This window comes from Tolypothrix sp. VBCCA 56010, from assembly GCF_050875635.1.
Taxonomy (GTDB): Bacteria; Cyanobacteriota; Cyanobacteriia; order Cyanobacteriales; family Nostocaceae; genus Hassallia.
Genome location: NZ_JBPAOH010000013.1, coordinates 20,871 through 38,599 on the forward strand (window position 1 = coordinate 20,871; position 17,729 = coordinate 38,599).

The 17,729-nt window shown below is 42.3% G+C and carries 18 protein-coding genes and 1 pseudogene; 14 read left to right on the plus strand and 5 right to left on the minus strand.

Translation table 11 applies throughout. The features are described 5' to 3' along the window. Nucleotides 1-84 precede the first annotated feature (84 nt). The 3 genes from AABK37_RS06620 (at nt 85) to AABK37_RS06630 (ending at nt 1,531) form a co-directional block, all read left to right on the plus strand. A complete protein-coding gene (locus AABK37_RS06620; protein WP_432550807.1) occupies nt 85-642 on the plus strand; it encodes a hypothetical protein in 558 nt (185 codons plus the stop codon). Nucleotides 643-720: 78 nt separating this feature from the next. After that, the gene (locus AABK37_RS06625; RefSeq protein ID WP_432550808.1) at nt 721-1,365 is read left to right on the plus strand and encodes a DUF3318 domain-containing protein; all 645 of its coding nucleotides are present in this window, start codon (nt 721-723) and stop codon (nt 1,363-1,365) included. After that, complete coding sequence (locus tag AABK37_RS06630; protein ID WP_432550809.1) at nt 1,349-1,531, plus strand: hypothetical protein; 183 nt, start codon at nt 1,349-1,351, stop codon at nt 1,529-1,531. Before AABK37_RS06625 ends, AABK37_RS06630 begins: the two co-directional genes overlap by 17 nt. On the opposite strand, the gene AABK37_RS06635 is transcribed toward AABK37_RS06630, so the two are convergent. Continuing rightward, nucleotides 1,521-3,056, minus strand: a complete 1,536-nt coding sequence (locus tag AABK37_RS06635; RefSeq protein ID WP_432550810.1) for an esterase-like activity of phytase family protein — start codon at nt 3,054-3,056, stop codon at nt 1,521-1,523. The two genes, AABK37_RS06630 and AABK37_RS06635, sit on opposite strands and share 11 nt — an antisense overlap. 155 nt (nt 3,057-3,211) lie before the next feature. Here AABK37_RS06635 and AABK37_RS06640 point away from each other — a divergent pair, with 155 nt between their 5' ends. Continuing rightward, nucleotides 3,212-3,376, plus strand: coding sequence for a hypothetical protein (locus tag AABK37_RS06640; protein WP_432550878.1), 165 nt, complete (start codon nt 3,212-3,214; stop codon nt 3,374-3,376). Here the strand turns inward: AABK37_RS06640 and AABK37_RS06645 are convergent. Next, nucleotides 3,355-3,806 (minus strand): annotated as a pseudogene (locus AABK37_RS06645) (radical SAM protein); the annotation flags it as partial. The gene AABK37_RS06640 and the pseudogene AABK37_RS06645 sit on opposite strands and share 22 nt — an antisense overlap. Nucleotides 3,807-4,027: 221 nt before the next feature. Between AABK37_RS06645 and AABK37_RS06650 the strand changes: the two are divergent. The 7 genes from AABK37_RS06650 to AABK37_RS06680 all read left to right on the plus strand — a co-directional run bounded on the left by AABK37_RS06650 (nt 4,028) and on the right by AABK37_RS06680 (nt 11,149). Next, nucleotides 4,028-5,023, plus strand: a complete 996-nt coding sequence (locus tag AABK37_RS06650) for an anti-sigma factor antagonist (RefSeq protein WP_432550811.1) — start codon at nt 4,028-4,030, stop codon at nt 5,021-5,023. An 864-nt stretch (nt 5,024-5,887) separates the two neighbouring features. Beyond that, complete coding sequence (locus AABK37_RS06655; RefSeq protein ID WP_432550812.1) at nt 5,888-7,159, plus strand: glycosyltransferase family 4 protein; 1,272 nt, start codon at nt 5,888-5,890, stop codon at nt 7,157-7,159. A 401-nt stretch (nt 7,160-7,560) separates the two neighbouring features. Next, on the plus strand, nt 7,561-8,172 hold the full coding sequence (yqeK, locus tag AABK37_RS06660; RefSeq protein WP_432550813.1) for a bis(5'-nucleosyl)-tetraphosphatase (symmetrical) YqeK: 612 nt from the start codon (nt 7,561-7,563) through the stop codon (nt 8,170-8,172). Nucleotides 8,173-8,326: 154 nt separating this feature from the next. Next, nucleotides 8,327-8,785, plus strand: coding sequence for a ribosome silencing factor (gene rsfS / locus AABK37_RS06665; protein ID WP_432550814.1), 459 nt, complete (start codon nt 8,327-8,329; stop codon nt 8,783-8,785). Continuing rightward, nucleotides 8,782-9,282 (plus strand): CGLD27 family protein, encoded by a 501-nt coding sequence (locus AABK37_RS06670; protein WP_432550815.1) that lies wholly within the window; start codon nt 8,782-8,784, stop codon nt 9,280-9,282. The genes rsfS and AABK37_RS06670 overlap by 4 nt, the downstream gene beginning before the upstream one ends. 79 nt (nt 9,283-9,361) lie before the next feature. Then, nucleotides 9,362-10,315 (plus strand): asparaginase, encoded by a 954-nt coding sequence (locus AABK37_RS06675; protein WP_432550816.1) that lies wholly within the window; start codon nt 9,362-9,364, stop codon nt 10,313-10,315. A 444-nt stretch (nt 10,316-10,759) separates the two neighbouring features. Next, the gene (locus AABK37_RS06680) at nt 10,760-11,149 is read left to right on the plus strand and encodes a group I intron-associated PD-(D/E)XK endonuclease (protein ID WP_432550817.1); all 390 of its coding nucleotides are present in this window, start codon (nt 10,760-10,762) and stop codon (nt 11,147-11,149) included. Nucleotides 11,150-11,363: 214 nt separating this feature from the next. On the opposite strand, the gene AABK37_RS06685 is transcribed toward AABK37_RS06680, so the two are convergent. Both AABK37_RS06685 and AABK37_RS06690 read right to left on the minus strand, forming a co-directional pair. Then, nucleotides 11,364-11,789 carry a GFA family protein gene (locus tag AABK37_RS06685; RefSeq protein ID WP_432550818.1) on the minus strand — a complete coding sequence of 142 codons (426 nt, stop codon included), beginning with the start codon at nt 11,787-11,789 and terminating at the stop codon, nt 11,364-11,366. A gap of 195 nt (nt 11,790-11,984) precedes the next feature. After that, nucleotides 11,985-12,884 (minus strand): helix-turn-helix domain-containing protein, encoded by a 900-nt coding sequence (locus AABK37_RS06690; RefSeq protein WP_432550819.1) that lies wholly within the window; start codon nt 12,882-12,884, stop codon nt 11,985-11,987. Nucleotides 12,885-13,294: 410 nt separating this feature from the next. Between AABK37_RS06690 and AABK37_RS06695 the strand changes: the two genes are divergently transcribed. After that, nucleotides 13,295-14,719, plus strand: a complete 1,425-nt coding sequence (locus tag AABK37_RS06695) for a YcjF family protein (protein WP_432550875.1) — start codon at nt 13,295-13,297, stop codon at nt 14,717-14,719. Between the two features lie 558 nt (nt 14,720-15,277). Here AABK37_RS06695 and AABK37_RS06700 read toward each other — a convergent pair. After that, on the minus strand, nt 15,278-15,541 hold the full coding sequence (locus AABK37_RS06700; RefSeq protein WP_432550820.1) for a DUF1016 N-terminal domain-containing protein: 264 nt from the start codon (nt 15,539-15,541) through the stop codon (nt 15,278-15,280). 68 nt (nt 15,542-15,609) lie between these two features. Between AABK37_RS06700 and AABK37_RS06705 the strand changes: the two genes are divergently transcribed. Both AABK37_RS06705 and deoC read left to right on the plus strand, forming a co-directional pair. Continuing rightward, nucleotides 15,610-16,824, plus strand: coding sequence for a DNA cytosine methyltransferase (locus AABK37_RS06705; RefSeq protein WP_432550821.1), 1,215 nt, complete (start codon nt 15,610-15,612; stop codon nt 16,822-16,824). 172 nt (nt 16,825-16,996) lie between these two features. Beyond that, nucleotides 16,997-17,671 (plus strand): deoxyribose-phosphate aldolase, encoded by a 675-nt coding sequence (gene deoC, locus AABK37_RS06710; RefSeq protein WP_432550822.1) that lies wholly within the window; start codon nt 16,997-16,999, stop codon nt 17,669-17,671. Nucleotides 17,672-17,729: the final 58 nt, after the last annotated feature.

The window sequence follows — 17,729 nt, forward strand, 5'->3', positions numbered from 1 at the left end:
TCCCCCTATGATGTTATGGCGTTACCCCTAGCAAGTTAAACTAGGTCTGGTGACAGCCGCTCCACCGTTCGTTGTGAGGCTTTTATGGGAGCTAATCTGCAACAGATTGCCAAATACCTAGACAAACTTGGTTGGGATTACCGTCTTGATGACGAAGAAGACCGTATTATCACAGGTGTGGAAGCAGAAAATTTAGAGGATTTTCTGATTGTTGTCCAGTTGGATGAAGAGGGAAAATTTTTCCGGGTATTTGCCCCTCAAGTTCTTCAGGGAGTGAAAGACCATCCTTATAAAGGAGCTATCCTCCAGACGATGCTTGCGATTTCCTGGGAAACGAAAATGCTTCAATGGGAGTATGACCCATCTGATGGCGAAATCCGGGCGATTATTGAGTTTCCTTTAGAAGACTCGATTCTTACCGAAAAACAATTTAACCGTTGTCTTTCGGGTTTAATTCAAATTGTCGATAGCGTTGCCATCCCGCGTCTGCAAGAGGTGATGATAACAGGACAAGATCCTGGAAATGTGGAGCTCGGCGAAAGACTATTGCTGAGTATTCAAGAAGAAGCTCCAGGATTACTAGAACTTCTGGAGAAGGCAATGGAAGCACGGAAAAAACGCGGAAGTTTTCCTAACGAGTGAGGCGAATTATCACTCTTTATAGCTATACTCCAAAGTGATACCCTCACTATATACTGAATTTTTCTAGGGCTGGATTTTATGACATCCTATGCAACCTCCTCTGCCAAAGCGGAAATGAGTGAACTTCGGCGGTTGAAAAACTTACTACCGCCAGAATTGCAGAGCTGGGTAACGGTTGAAGGCACAACTGAGGTTAATCCACCCCTGGTCCGCTGCGAAGAAATTGGCAAAGACCAGGTAGAAATCCAAATTGACCTGGTGAAATGGGATGCACTCGCAATGGATCAGCGTAACCTACTTTTTTGGCACGAAGTCGCCCGCGTGCAAAATGATACCATCCCCAAAGATGGATGGGAAATGGCGGCTCTAGCGATTGGTTTAGGAGGTGCTGTCGGTGAATTGTGGGTGCAGGATGGATTGCTGCTGGTGTTAGCCTTGGCTTTGTGTGGCGTTTCTGGCTGGCGATTATATCAAAAGAATAATGGCGAAAAGCAAATAAGAGAACTGATCGACGCAGATGAAAAAGCGATCGCACTCGCAACTCGCTTCGGTTACAGTCTCCCCAACGCTTACAAAAGTCTCGGCAGCGCTTTAAAAACCTTAATTGACAACACTGCCAGCAAGCGCGAACGCTCTAAATACGAAGGACGCCTCTCTGCACTCAAACGCAGCGCTAATAAGGCAAAAGCCAAATCTAAGACTATTGATGATGCGGGAATGTAGGGAGATAGGGGGACAAGGGGGAGGGGGAGAGGGGGGGACAAGGGGACAGGGAGACAAGGGGACAAGGAGGACAAGGAGGACAAGGAGGAATTTTCCCTCTCTTCCCCGATTACCCATTCCCCAGTCCCTAGTCCCTAGTCCCCAGTCCCTAGTCCCTAGTACCTAGTTCGCCGTTTCAGCCAGAAACTACTCAAACCTAGCAGCATTATCCCAACAGTTGCCGTTGGTTCTGGTACTTTCTTAGATGGTGGAATAAAGTTGCCCAATTCATCGGCAGTCACTTTAAATGAATAAAGGTAGCCAGGAATCAACTTTTGTCCCGTAGGACAGCCTTTGTCGATGGGTAGGCGACTAACGCTAGTACCATTGTTGTTAGTGCAAATATCATACTGTGTTAACTGATCGCCAATTTGCGTCACGCTGTAATCATTATCAGTGCCAACTAGCAGCGTATAGGAACCATCTTTAAGTTGCGGACCGATCGCTAGTCCTTCCATTTTTTCTGCTATCTTTGTCCAATCTCCCGGATTATCTGGACTCAAAGCTTTCGCAATATCCAAAAATAGCGATTTGTTTACGGGATTGATTTCCGCTAGCAAAGTATTAGTATTTGCCAGACTGATACCGCTAACATCGGTTGCATCCGTCAAGTTAATCTTGTATACACGCTTGCTAGCAATCGGCTGTGGTGTTGTGGATGGGTTTTCAGTTAGACCTAGTAGTGCGTCTACCCCAAACCCGCGATTATCTCGTTCTAGCACCAAAAATTCTTTGTCATTCAAAGCTGCGATCGCACTGATCCCAATATTGCGACCTTGGGAATTTGCCCCAAAATCATCATCAGTTCCGGGAATGCGATCGTTAATATCTGCCAAACTTTCTAATTGATAAATGTACTGAGCAGTACTTTTACCTGTTTTCGTATCAAATTCTACTAATCTTATATTGCGACTGCGCCGACCATCTGGCGAACCTTCATTTACCAAGGGGTCTTGCAGCAATGTATATAGTTTGCTGCCATCCGGGCTAAGAGTCAATCCTTCAAATCCTCGGTTATCTTGACGACCGCTGGTAATGGTTGGACGACCATCAACATAGTTAATTGTCCCATCACTTTGTTTGGGAATTATATTTTCTGGAGTTGCAAATGCCCGGATAAATGAGCCTGTAGGACTGAATTCGTAAACAGACGGACCATATTCATCAGAAACGTAGAAGTTGCCGTTAGAAGCGACAGCAAACCCCTCTGAGTCAAAGCTAAGACCAAGAGATGCTTTATTGCCGTTAGGTAATAAATCAGGCTTCAAGCCGTTGAAGTTTTGACCATCCTTGGTGAAAAGAATAGTATCCAATATTTTAAAGTTAGCGATCGCCCCCGTTTTTGAGTCAACATCCAAAGAAAATTTCTCTACTCGCGGATTGTAGTCAATCACACCGCCACCCGGACCGCGATCGCTCAAACCATAATAAACGTTTTGGTAGCGATCGTAGTAGAGATCCGAGAAAAATCCCAAACGGTTGGTGTTAGCACCATTACCAAGAGAAGAATATAAATCCGTACTTTCACTCCCGATTGTCAGAGTGTTGGTCAGAGAAAGACCGTAGGCTGATGTTGCATACCCCGTAATACTAGCTGCACAGACCATCACCGAACAGCTTAATACGGAAAGCCAATGTTTTGCTTTCATCATGGCTAAGACCCAAATAATCACCTTTCTCAGCATCTGACTTTGGTATTAAGAACAGATTAACCGTAAAAGTATGTACTGATTTTTACGCCAAAAATTCATCAAATTTATTTTTTGCTTGATGATAGCTTTACAAAACTGTTTGGGGTTAGTGGGGCATGGGGCATGGGGCATGGAAAGAAAGGAAACTTCTTTTTATTCCCATTGCCCATTGCCCATTGCCCATTGCCCATTGCCCATTGCCCATTGCCCAATGCCCAATGCCCAATGCCCATTGCCCAACCACCAACAACGCTCCCATCAAACCTACAGAATCTAAGTAGGGCAAAATCATCGCTATGATTGTTTGTCATGTGATGTCCCCCAGTCTCCAGGTATACAGGTAAACCAGTGGTGGAGCGGATTTGAGGTAAAAATTATCTGAAAAATAAGGCATGAAGAAGTGGTTTGCCCCTAGTCAAGCTAATGTTATCGTGTAGACAAGGTAGATTTTGCAGCTCAACCCATTCTATTAATATGGGTAGTGAGACAGGATTCGAGTGAATTTCACTCATCACGTAATCCAGGCGATCGCTCTATCCGACAAATCGAGGGTGCATTCCAAGTGTGAGCGCTATCACAAAAGTGACAGTGCCAATCACAAAGAGCAAACCGAATAAAAATTTGACGTGTTCCCACATTTAGTCCTTCTTCTTGAATGGCACAAAAGACCTCGACCAGGCGTGCGGTTGGTGTAACAGTATTAGCAGTCATTCGATGATAGCAACGCCTACTCGTCGCGCCGACACAACAACAAGGATGTTTTTTAGCTTTTTGTTATATTGTGAATCGTCGCAGACGATATTCAATTTCACACTAAGCTACTAGCAATTAACTTTGATTCCTATTGGTTAAGCACGATAGTTCGGTTATTCGCTAAGACAAAACACTGTTTGGCAGATTACATTTATAAGGCAACGAAAGTGCAGAGCTTCATGACTAGCCAACCCAAAGAGGTGGATTTTCCGGTTACTTCCCTAAACGACACGGCTATAGTACAGATACCCGCACGGTTGAGTGTGCTTGAGGCTGTAACCTTTAAGCAAACCTGCCAAAAGTTAACCGAGGTAAATTCCCATCCCAAGCAAATAATTATTGACTTCCACCAAACTACTTTTATGGACAGTAGTGGTTTAGGTGCCCTCGTCAGTAATTTGAAAACCGCTCAGGAAAAAGGAATCGCTCTTACACTGCAAAATGTTACCCCTCAGGTAATGGCAGTGCTTAACCTCACAGGACTGGATCAGGTTTTTTCGATTGAGTCTCTTGGAGACACACCCCCAAGAGAACCCCAAAAGTTGGGTGAGCAGTTACCGACTACTCATCCAAGCGTGCGCTCTTGGATGAAACGGATTATAGATGTTATCGGGTCATTAGTAGGTTTGGTAATTACGGCAGTTTTATTTATTCCCATAGCCACTGCCATTCAAATCAACGATCCCGGTCCGATTTTCTTTAAGCAAACCCGCTGTGGTTGGATGGGTAAACGTTTTCAGATTTGGAAATTCCGCTCGATGTGTGTCGATGCAGAAGCGAAGAAAGCCCAAGTCAAAAATCAAGTCGAAGGTGCTTTCTTTAAGAATGACAACGACCCAAGAATTACACGCGTAGGGCGCTTTTTGCGGCGAACCAGTTTGGATGAACTCCCCCAATTTTGGAACGTCCTCAAAGGAGAAATGAGTTTAGTTGGCACTAGACCACCCACACCTGATGAGGTGGAACGCTATGAAGTACCGGAGTGGCAACGTTTAGATGTTAAACCCGGTATGACAGGAGAATGGCAAGTAAATGGGCGCTCTGCTGTACGTAGTTTTGAGGATGTAATTCGCTTAGATTTGCAGTATCAAAAAAACTGGAGCTTACTGTACGATTTAAAACTGATTTTCAAAACGGTAGCCATCCTGTTTAATAGAAATAGTGGTGCTGTTTAGCCAATTACCCAAATTAGTGCAACAGCAATGAGCGCAATCGACAAAGTGTAAGTAGCGGTAATTCATGAATTACCGCTACTGTATAATACGCTTTGGCTATTATTTTTGCGCTCATTCCTATACAAGAAAGAAGGACAGTTTTACCAAAGCACGCAAGTGTCCTATTGTTGTCTTTTAACCTAGAGCAATATGACTTTTGACTTTTGACTAATTCAGAATCCCGGTTTCGTAAAAGTTACCGGGATTCTCGTTTATTTGAGAAACCGGGATTCTCGTTTTTACCCGCCTTACGAAATAAAGATTTTAAAAGTTATTTGAGTAGATTTACATAAATTTTTGTAACCAGACGAGTGCGATCGCCTTGATACTCCCAATAGTCTTTTTGAAAAAACCCCTAGCGATTAAGCAACAGAACCCGCACTCGCGATGGTTTGTATGTTGCCAATGTATTTTCTCTTTAAAAATGCCTCCAGCAAAGCTGCTGGCACACAACGCCGCAATATTTTTTAAGTTCTACTATCTCAATTTTCTAATCAGAAATTGATTAAAAACCGTGGCAATACCGCTATTGTTAGCAAAATCTGCCGTGTCTCGTGTCCTATTAAACTAATAATTATACGGTTTTTACGTAAATTAATAATAAAAACATATACTCCAAAAATTAATCAAATAGTAAAAAAAATATCATGTACTAACTCAGCACATGCTATCAAATTTTACTCAATCTTCAACGAATAATCACTGACATCAAGAGATTTTAAAGCCAAAATTAAAACATAGGCGCTACGCTTGTGCGAAACGATTTTGCTAGCAAGTGTTGTCATTAATTGAACAAAAAACTGGGGTCATTCTGAATAATTTTTTATGCGAATTTTAATTTACTCCTACAACTACTATCCAGAACCAATTGGTATTGCCCCTCTAATGACTGAATTAGCAGAGGGACTAGTCAAACGCGGGCATGAAGTACGCGTAGTTACTGCTATGCCTAACTACCCTGAACGTCAAATATACGAAGGCTATCGGGGCAAGTTATATCTTAATGAATATAAAAATGGCGTTCAAATCCAACGCAGTTATGTTTGGATTCGTCCTCAACCCAACTTGCTAGATCGAGTGTTGCTAGATGCTAGCTTCGTTGTCTCCAGTTTTTTGCCCGCGCTTTTTGGCTGGCGTCCAGATGTAATTCTCTCCACGTCACCATCTTTACCGGTTTGCATCCCAACTACCCTTTTAGGATGGCTGCATGATTGCCCGGTAGTCTTAAATCTTCAAGATATATTACCGGAAGCCGCTGTTCACGTCGGTTTACTCAAAAATAAATTTCTCATCCAGGTTTTTGCCACTTTAGAAAAATTTGCTTACCGCACTGCAACAAAAATTAGCGTCATCGCCGATGGTTTTGTAGACAATTTGCGTTCTAAAGGTGTAGCTGCTAACAAAATTGTGCAGATTCCTAACTGGGTTGATGTGAATTTTATCCGCCCTTTACCTAAAGAAAATAACGCTTTTCGTACCGCACACAACCTAAATGGCAAATTTGTCGTGCTGTATTCGGGAAATATTGCCCTCACCCAAGGCTTAGAAACTGTTGTGAAAGCTGCTGCGACTTTGCGCGATGTTCCCGATATTGCTTTTGTGATTGTGGGTGAGGCAAAAGGTTTGCAGCGATTGCAACAAGAGTGTCAAGATATCGGTGCAGATAACGTTTTACTACTACCTTTTCAACCCCGCGAAAAGCTGCCAGAAATGTTAGCAGCTGCTGATGTCGGTTTGGTGGTGCAAAAGAAAAATGTTATATCCTTCAATATGCCTTCAAAAATTCAAGTGCTACTTGCCAGCGGTCGGGCGTTAGTTGCATCTGTACCCGATAATGGTACAGCAGCAAGAGCGATTAAACAAAGTGGCGGGGGTCTTGTGGTGACTCCAGAAGACTCGCAAGCTTTAGCAGCGGCAGTTTTAGACTTGTACCAAAATCCAGAAAAAGTTAAAACTCTCGGTTATAACAGTCGCCAATTTGCGATTGAGCAATATTCGTTTGACCAAGCCTTAAATAATTATGAGTCGTTGTGTTACTCAGTCAAGACACAGACTCCAGTCATTAAGTCTACAGTAGTGTCAAAACAGGAAGTGTAATCTATAATACCATTAGATTCAAATCGCGGCCTAAGCGCGATCGCGTGCTTACCAACGCATAGGCTGAAATTCTTTGACCAGATTAGCAGGAGATAGTTTTATACTAGCTCCTGCTTCTTTTTGTTTAAATGTGTAAAATATAGGTATATATGGCAAAAAGTTAGGCGATCGCGAGCGTTCACCCAATTCAAAGTTATAAGTAAGTGGACATAATTATACATAAAATGTATCCTTTCGTAGTGAGCGGTTTACCGCTCATGGCTAGGCTTTCAAGGGCTGAAGCCCTTACTACAAAAAGCTATTTACACTCCTGATAATTAACTCGGTTAAAATAAAATATAAATTTCTCATTCACCTCGAAAGCGGTTTTTTGTCAAAAGCTTCAATTCGTTATAGCCATTATGCGCGAACAAGTCCTCGCCTGGTTAGCAGAAAATGTGCCTCCTTCTAGAGTCAACCATATTCTCAGAGTAGAGCAGATGGCAACCGAGCTAGCTGTTCATTATCAACTTGAAGATGTAACAAAAGCTGCAAAAGCCGGGTTGATGCACGATTTGGCAAAATACTTTCCGCCAGAAAAACTCTTGTCAATCGCACGTAAAGAGGGGTTAGAAGTTGATTATGTGATGGAAGCCGCCCCCCATCTGTTACATGCAGACGTAAGTGCTATTATCGCTAGAGATACATTTGGCGTAGAAGATGAAGAAGTATTACAAGCGATCGCCAATCACACTTTAGGTAGACCAGGTATGAGTCTTTTAAGTTGTATCGTGTTTGTAGCAGATACTCTGGAACCAGGACGCGGCGATACCCCAGAATTAGAAAATCTACGAGCTATTAGCCGAGAAAATATAGACAGAGCTGTTTGGAAAACTAGCGATTATTCTTTAAAATTCTTAATCGAAAGTTCTTGCTTGATTCATCAGCGCACAATCGCCACCCGGAATTGGTTCTTGCAAAAATCACGCAAGCAACCACAATCCGTCCCTTTGTCAGCTGACAAAAGATGGTAACTTCATCACACCAATTATCAATGCAACTTCAACGACAATCGATTTTTTGTTAGTATTCAAAAAAACCAGTTCGCACATTTACAATTCTATTAAATTTTCTTAATTAAGAATTGTAAAAAGTAGTTGCAAAAAAACAGAAAGCACCTGAGGTTTAATGTCTGATTATTACCAAGGAATTCCATCACAATCTATATTTTTAAGCGAGAAAGCACTTCTTCGCTCATCAACTGACAGCGACCAGATGAGTAGAAAGTTAGCGGAAACTATCGTCGAAGCAGCATCAGATCGCAAAGCAGGTGATATTGTATTGCTAAGGGTAACAGAAGTATCTTACTTGGCGGATTACTTTGTGATGATGACTGGTTATTCAAGAGTACAAGTAAGAGCGATCGCCGACGCAATAGAAGAAAAAGTCTTTACAGAGTTACAACGAAATCCCTTGCGGACAGCAGGAAAAGCCGAGGGAAATTGGGTTTTGCAAGACTACGGCGACATAATCGTTCATGTGATGATGCCCAAAGAACGCGAGTTTTATAATTTAGAAGCGTTTTGGGGTCATGCGGAACGCATAGAGTATCCAAAACCGGATGAGGGTGGGGGTAAACCAACATGATTAATTCGTCAGTTTCAAATTGCCCAGTTCCTAGCGAACAGCAACCGCTCAATGAATATGAAGAATTAAAAATTTCCTGGCTATTTCGTGATTGCACCTTAAGTTGGCGCAAGTATATCACAAAAATGGTTTGGATTTGGGGTTTATCTTGGGTAGTGGCAGCACCAGTGGCAGCGGCAAGTTTTACGCCGAACAAGTATATTGCCCAGTTTATATTGTGTGGAGCCGCAGGAGCGAGTGTAGGGGTAATTCTGGGACTGATAAGACTGTATTTGGGCTGGTCTTATATACGCGATCGCCTGTATAGTCCAGTAATATTTTATGAAGAATCAGGTTGGTACGACGGACAAACTTGGGCAAAACCCCAATCGATCCTAATGCGCGATCGCTTAATCGTCAGCTATGAAATCAAACCAATTATCCGTCGCTTACAAATAACGAGTGTTTGCTTGGCGGGATTGCTAGTTCTTGGTACGATAATTTGGCATTTACTTTAAATAGTTAGGAGTGATTAGTTAATCAAGGAATAACTCATAACTCATAACTCGCAACTAAAACAATGATATATTCTCACCCATGACCAGGGGAAAACGAACTCAAGCGGCAGCACTTGAAGTAAGGTTGCTGCGGGAAGGGATTATTGAATCGAGGCACATAGTCCAAGCTGTTGTCTGCGATGAACGGGGACGGGTGCTGTCTGTTGCGGGAAACGCCGAAACAGCAACTTTTGTGCGTTCAGCCCTGAAACCATTTCAGGCACTCGCAGTCACCAGCACAGGTACACTAGAGCGTTATGATTTGAGCGATCGCGACTTAGCAATTATCGTATCTTCTCACAAAGGTACAATCGAGCAAGTACGACAAGCATTTAATATACTTTGGCGTGCCGATCTCGATCCCAGCGCACTTCAATGTCCGATTCCCGAAGGAAAAAAAAGTCGTTTGGAATACAACTGCTCTGGGAAACATGCGGGGATGTTAGCCGTGTGTCAGCAGCGCCATTTTCCTTTAAATAACTACTTGGAACGCAAACACCCCATCCAGCAATTGATTGTCAGCAAAGTAGCAGAATTGCTACGAATGCCGGCAGAAGAATTTATCAGCGCTCGTGATGATTGTGGCGTACCTACTTATTTCATGCAACTTGCTCAAATAGCGTCTTTATATGCTCTGCTAGCCTCTGGCAACAATTTGGATATGGAGCGCATTGTCCGTGCCATGACTCATCATCCCAATTTGGTCGCGGGAGACGGAGAATTTGATACCGAACTAATGCGCTTGGCTCCAGGAGAACTGGTAAGTAAAACCGGTGCCGAAGGAGTGCAGTGCATTTCTCGACTTGGTGAAGGCATGGGATTGGCAATTAAAGTCATAGATGGAGCAAAGCGAGCAAAATACGCCGTTGCCATTCACGTGCTTCAGCAGATGGGCTGGATTAGCCCCAGCGTCGCTCAAAGTTTGTCAGAAAAGTTTATGAGCTTCGGGAAATACAAGCGTTTAGAAGTTGTTGGAGAATTATCACTTTTGTAGTTGCCAAATTTAAAAGCTTGGGTTATAGTTAATAAAGACGACGCGGGATAGAGCAGCCTGGTAGCTCGTCGGGCTCAACGAGTAAGATTGACTAAACGCTTAAAAGTTAGTCTTACTATGGGCGGTACGTAAAGAAACTTACGTATGATTACCTGTCAAACTCGGGGAAGCCACTAGCGCGGTAATCCCGAACCAAGCTCCAGAAATGGAGAAGGTGTAGAGACTGGAAGGCAGGTACCCTAACAGGAAAGCTGAGGGTAAAGGGACAGTCCAGACCACAAACTGGTTAATCCAGGCAGTGAAAACTGTAGATGGTAAGCATAACCCGAAGGTCAGTGGTTCAAATCCACTTCCCGCCACCAACTTAAAAAACAAAACCCTGTAACACTCAAAAGTTGCAGGGTTTTGTTTTATGCTGATTAGCAGCTATTGCACAAATTGCAGATGGACACAAAGCTAAGGGGAGACATAGCAGAACAAGCTGCGATTCTTCATGCCTTAAAGCGTGGTTGGGGAGTTTTAAAACCTGTTGGTGATAGACTTCCTTACGATTTGGCGTTTGATGTCGAAGGAACTCTGATTAAAATCCAAGTTAAGTATGCCTGGTTTGATCAGCCTTCAGGTAATTATGTCGTAGATAATCGCCGCACCAAAACAAATCGACGACTAATGGTAAGAGTTGCCTACAAAAAATCCGACTTTGATTTTGCCTTGGTATATATAGAAAAACTTGATCTGTTCTATATCTTCCCGGTAGATGTGTTCATAAGCTATGGTAGCGAAATACACTTTTTTGAGACTGACAAGCGGCAGCGTAAACCACGCGATCGCTAAGTATCGTGATGCTTGGGAGTTAATTTTACTGCCGTTTGCAAGTAAAGAAAATTGTCTGGAGTTGCCTGTGGAATTTGTCCAAGGGAATTTTTGATCTATTCTGGAGGAGAAAGGATCGAAAAAGCGCGGAGAATCATAGTTGTGAAGTTGCAGCGACCGATTTTAGTGGGCTGCCACTCTTGATGCGGACTAAGCGTGGTTGGTCTGGCAAGCATCATGATGCGGAATTGAGCATCGGTGGCATCTTGGCGAACTTGTGCAGATCCGGATTCATGTAATCCCACGGCTGGGCACTGGCTGTATAAACATCCATTACAGGTCTAAACCAGCTTGGGTCATCGAGACTCCCTGCCATAATGTTCATAAGCTCAGGGTTCGGGGGTTTGCTAAATAATCGGGAACCGCAGTTTGGGCAAAAGCCCCGACCAACAATGCTGCCACTATCGCCAATTACATCATAGTATTTCACATCTCCGGTGATGGTAACTGTATTCTGCGGCACCAGAAGCCCGGAAGCATAAGCACTTCCTGTCACTCGTTGACAATCGCGACAGTGACAATTGCCCATTGCAAGCGGTTTTGCTGAACATTCATAGCGGACAGATCCGCACAGACAACCGCCGGTAAATTTTATTCCCATAAGAATATCTTTCCTTGGAAGCTCTAAGTTTTGTTACTTATAGGACGCAGTTGCAATCTGCTATAATTTTTAACTTGTAGGGTGGATAAAAGTATCCAGCCTAGCAAATGACACTTGCAGCGCATCCTGATTTCTAAAGTAGCGATCGCACTCTTAGTTAGTCTTACAAATTTTGACTTTTTTTACACGTTTCTGCTATTTTTCTCGAACGACCTTAGGCGTAACTCCCAGCAGGCGCTTAAAATGATTGGTTAAATGCCCCTGATTGGCAAAGCCGACTTTATAAGTGATATCCGCAATTGACAAGTCACTTTTGAGGAGGAGTTCAAGAGCTTGCTCGACGCGGCACTTGATGACAAACTGATGGGGTGAGTATCCCGTTGATTGTTTGAATAATCGAGAGAAGTGGGAGAGACTCATCTGAGCCAAGTCAGCCAATTCAATCAAGCCAATATCACAATCAAGGTTGGCATAAATGTAATCAATGACTTGTTGTAATTTGTACTTAGGCAAGCCACTTGTTGTGATTTGCTCTTTTGGAAAGCGAAAAGCGTAATGGTGGAAAAGATGGGTGACGAGAAACGTGGCAGCAGATTCTGCATATAAGCGGCTACAATGCCGATTCTGTTCTAATTCAGCTTTCAGCGCTAGCCCAATTTGATAAATCAGCGGGTCAAACGTCGGAAATTGCGGTTGCAGTTCCAGACAATCTAAGTCAATCGATTCAGAGAGAGTGCGGGCAAGAAATCCGGAATTCAAACCTAAAGTAATGCCTTTGCTTTTGTGGTTGTCTGATTGCCAATAAGCTGTGCCGCGTGGAATGATGAGACTATGACCCGTGACAAGCGAACTTTTTTGCGATCGTCCATTAATTCGCGCTTCAATAACATAATCAGACGGCATTTCTGTATAAATATGAATCGCATTTTCTGGAAAGATAATCTCGTCTGGCAATGCACTTGCGCTGTTGCTATGAGTATACTGAAAGCGGATACCGCTCCAAAGCGAATCGTCATTGGAAAGTAGAGATTGACGATTAAAGCTTTTTAAAATTGCCTTTTCTATAGCGCAGCATTCATGCTCTGTCTTTGACATGACTCTCACCTTTTGGAGCAGCTATAAATCCCTGAGATACACGACACTCAATTATCATTTTTGGCAACAATACTTAATTAATTTAAGTTTTAACTGAACCGTATTGGTTCAGGAATGAGCGCAAAACATAACTCAAGTAGCGATAATTCATGAATTATCGCGCTCGGTATAACGCTTTCAAGTTTTTGTTGCGTAAGTCCTATGGGTCATAAGCTATGATACCAAAATACACTTTTTGAAACAGACAAGCGGCAGGTAAACCACGCGATCGCCAAGTATCGCAACACTTGGGAATTAATTTTACTGCCGTTTGTAAGTAAAGAAAATTGTCTGGACTTGCCTGGGGAATTTGTCCAAGGGAATTTTTGATCTATTCTGGAGGAGAAGGGATCGAAAAAGCGCGGAGAATCATAGTTGTGAAGTTACAGCGACCGATTTTAGTGGGAGGATTGGGACTGTCCTTTTCTCTGTGGATTTTACAAAATATGCATCATTCGATGGTGCAGGTGGGAGAGTTTGGTTTATTAAGTCTGGTAGCAGTCGGTGGTGGTTTGTGGTTATTTAAGCCAAATCGCGGCAAAAATGCTGCCGATCTCTTTGATGGAATGCCTGTAAATCGGGCTAGAGTAGAAGAAGCGATCGCACTGACTGAAGTCGTAATTAACCAACTTGCAAGCGAAGCTGAAAATCATCCAGCTTTAAAGACATTGCGAGAACAAGTTAATCAATTATTCTTTGAATTAGATAGACAAGAAATTAAACTAGCTGTTACTGGTGGAAAGTCGGTAGGTAAAACCACCTTAATTCAAGTTCTACGGCAAAATTTCGCATCTGTAGAATTCAACGAAACAGCACCTTTGTTTGTAGAAGCAAGTGAAAAGTCAGATATTTTAGCAGAAGTTAATCAATCTGATTTTGTTCTGTTTTTGACAAACGGTGATTTAACAGATTCAGAATTTCAAAGTTTACAGCAGTTAAAGGCAGCAAATCAACCTGCAATGCTGGTTTTCAACAAACAAGACCAGTATTTACCAGACGAACGCGCAAGCGTGTTACTGTCGTTGAAACAGCGGATGCAGACGAATGTAGTTGCAACAGCGGTGTCTCCTTTGCCCATCAAGGTGCGGAAGCATCAAGAAGACGGTTCCGTGCAAGAATGGATGGAACAGCCCGTGCCAGACATTCAGCAGTTAACACAGCAGTTAAATGATATTGTCGCACAGCAAAAACAACAGCTGGTGTGGGCAACTACGATGAGAAAAGCGAAGTTGCTGAAAGCTGATGCTAAGAAGTTGTTGAATCAAGTGAGACGCGATCGCGCAACTCCCATAATAGAACAATATCAGTGGATCGCTGCGGCTGCGGCATTCGCCAATCCAGTACCAGCGCTGGATATCTTGGCAACAGCGGCAATTAATGCCCAAATGGTAATCGATTTGGGTGGTATTTATCAGCAGAAATTTTCTTTAGAACAAGCGCAAACCGTAGCCGGTGCAATGGGAAGTTTGATGCTGAAACTCGGTTTGGTAGAACTTTCTACGAAAGCTGTTAGCACTGTCCTCAAGAGTAACGCTGTCACCTTTGTTGCTGGTGGTGTCGTGCAAGGTGTGAGTGCAGCTTATCTTACCAGAGTAGCAGGTCTAAGCTTAGTAGAGTATTTCGAGCAGCAGGAAATTGCCTTAAATTCTGAAGGTGGTTTGAATTTGGATAAATTGCGGCAAACTTTGCAAAACGTCTTTGTGCAAAATCAGCAAATTAGTTTTTTGCAGGGGTTTGTTAAGCAAGGTGTGAAGCGTTTGTTACCAGAAGCACAGGCTGAAGCTATTGATGGTTAAAAGGTAGGAAGAATAATCTCACGCAAAGGCGCAAAGGATTTCTTCGCGTCTTTGCGTCTTGGCGTGAGACCTAATCAAGTAAATTATTTAAAACGTATTAAATTAAATAGCTGATGAATATTCGTTTTTAAATATTTTCCAAGAATTGCAGCAAGTTATAGTAGAACAATTATTAGTAGACAAAGAGAATATCACTTTAGACACACCAATTTTTCTTCCTGTGGAATTCATATCTCCATTTGACGCGAGGATTTCTTCTGGTTTTATTCGTGTCACTACTGATCCAAAAGTAAATACTCTAGGTATATAGGACTAATATTTGATTTTTGAAAAAACTCAGTAAGTAGGTGGTTCAAATTAAATGTAAGATAGTTGCGCCTGAAAATCTTGCCCAGCTTAGAGACATCTTTAGTTTAATTGCACCACCCGCCTACTTACAACTCAAAGAGCCTTCTTTTCTGTTGCCTATTGCCTGCCTACACAGGTAAGTTCAAAAATCAAGGTGGATTGCTATATGCTTTCTATCAAGTCCCTTGAGAAAGAAGGTAAGTTACTTCTTTAGCTGCCAATAAAGCTTGTTCTTGAATCGCTTGCAATTGCAAGACGGTTGATTACTTTTGCTCCCCAACCTTGTTGCTGCTGTCTGTGAAGAATATCTCGCCCAATTTGCCAGTAAAGTAATACTAACTCTTTGTTGACAGCAACAGCTGCCCGTACTTGAGCGTGAGAAATCCGTGTTTTCAGTTCGCTTAGAAAGTCATCATAACCGAGGATATCAGAGGTGCTAGCTTGTGATAGGTCGAATTTATCTTCTTTTGGCATAAAACTTGCAATTAGCAGCGGAATATGGCGCTAATATACTTTAGTTTAGAGTAAGCAGCGTTAATGTGATGACTTGCGATCGCCCTTTAATCTTTTCCTTTTTTGCCGGCTCTGGTTTCCTTGATTTAGGTTTTGAAACTAACGGTTTTAATATTGTTTATGTGAATGAAATTTTTTACCCTTTTATGTCAGCATACCGCTATTCACGGCAGGCTCTCAATCTGCCATTACCGAAATACGGATATCATTATGGGGAAGAAGCCGACGTAACCAAACTTATTGAAGGTTTACCAGCACAACGCTTGCGAGAGTTAGTAAAAGACTGCCGCAAGTCTAATAATATAATTGGCTTTATTGGTAGTCCTCCCTGTCCTGATTTTTCTGTTGGTGGTAAAAACAAAGGACGTTTAGGAGATAATGGGAAACTTTCAGCTTCCTATGTTGAATTAATTTGCCAACAGCAACCTGATTTCTTTTTGTTTGAAAACGTCAAAGGATTGTGGAAAACTACAAAACATCGATTATTTTTTGAAGTGCTGAAACAACAATTACAGCAAGCTGGTTATGTATTAACAGAGCGTTTGATTAATGCTATTGAATATGGTGTACCTCAAGATAGAGAAAGAATTATTCTTATAGGTTTCCGAAAAAAACTTATTCAAGATATGGGAATAATACTTCACAGTGAAAATATTCTTCCTGAAAGTACTTTTCCTTGGCAAAAACACATTTTATATCCTCAAGATAAAGTTTTCTCTTACCCTTGGGGGATGCGTGAATTATTTAAAGAAGATTCTATACTCTCATGTCCTAATGGAATTCCTGAAGAACTAACTGTTGAATACTGGTTTAGAAAAAATGATGTATTAAATCATGCCAATTCACAACACTATTTTCAACCAAGGGCTGGTATAAAAAAATTTGCTGTTGTTGATGAAGGAGATGATTCCAAAAAGTCTTACAAACGTCTTCACCGATGGCGTTATTCTCCCACAGCTTGTTATGGCAATAATGAAGTACATTTACATCCTTACAAAGTTAGAAGAATTTCTGTAGCGGAAGCTTTAGCGATACAATCTTTACCTGCAAATTTTGTACTTCCAGAGAATATGACTTTAACGAATATGTTTAAAACTATTGGTAATGGTGTACCATATCTAGCTGCAAAAAAGTTAGCGCAAACTATCCTTGACTTTTTAGCAACAGGGGATGCTCGATTCGGGGGCGATCGCTACGGCACGCGAGGTGAGCGATCGCTGCGGCTTTTCATTTTCTTACCCTGACGAGTGCCCAATGTCAACTTAGATACTAAGAGTAATAAGAGCGAAACTACCCTTAATACTGAATCAGCTGTCACATACTCAGGAAAAATGTCATGAATTATGGTTTAATTTAATAAAAATGTCTTTATTAATCTAAATAAAGTTTAATAATCAATTACTGGTAAAAGTAACAATGGCAGCAGATTATCCAGACATTGATATTGCGCCATATATCGATCATGCGCTGCTGATGCCCACGGCTACAAGCGAGCACGTTAAGCAATGGTGTCAAGAAGCAGACAGATTTGGCTTTGCGGCGGTTTGCGTCTACCCCGTGCATGTCAAGCAAGCGGCGGAACTCCTCCACGGCAAAAATCCTAAAGTCTGTACGGTGATTGGCTTTCCTACTGGCGCGACGACTTCGGCTGCGAAGCTGTTTGAAGCTCAAGAAGCACTCGAAAATGGTGCTGCTGAGTTGGATGTGGTAATTAATTTGGGCTGGTTGAAAGCTGGCAAAACTGAGGAAATTCACCAGGAAATTGCCGAAATTTGCGAAGCCGCCGGACAAAAAGTAAAGGTAATATTAGAAACTAATCTGCTGACGGATACGGAGAAAAAAATGGCAGCAGAAATAGCTATGGATGCAGGAGCGGCATTTCTCAAAACCAGTACAGGTTGGAACGGTGGTGCGACAGTGGCAGATGTACGACTTTTGAAAGAAGTAGCACGAGAAAGAGTGGGAATTAAAGCTTCAGGAGGAATTCGCACCGCCGAGCAAGCTTTAGACTTAATCGTAGCGGGTGCAACTAGATTAGGCACCTCTCGCGGTATCGATTTGATCCGCCAGCGCGATACCCTGGAATCATAGAGACTAGTTATTTGTTTTTTGTTAGTCGGGGAATTGTTAGTAGTTAGTCGATTTTCTT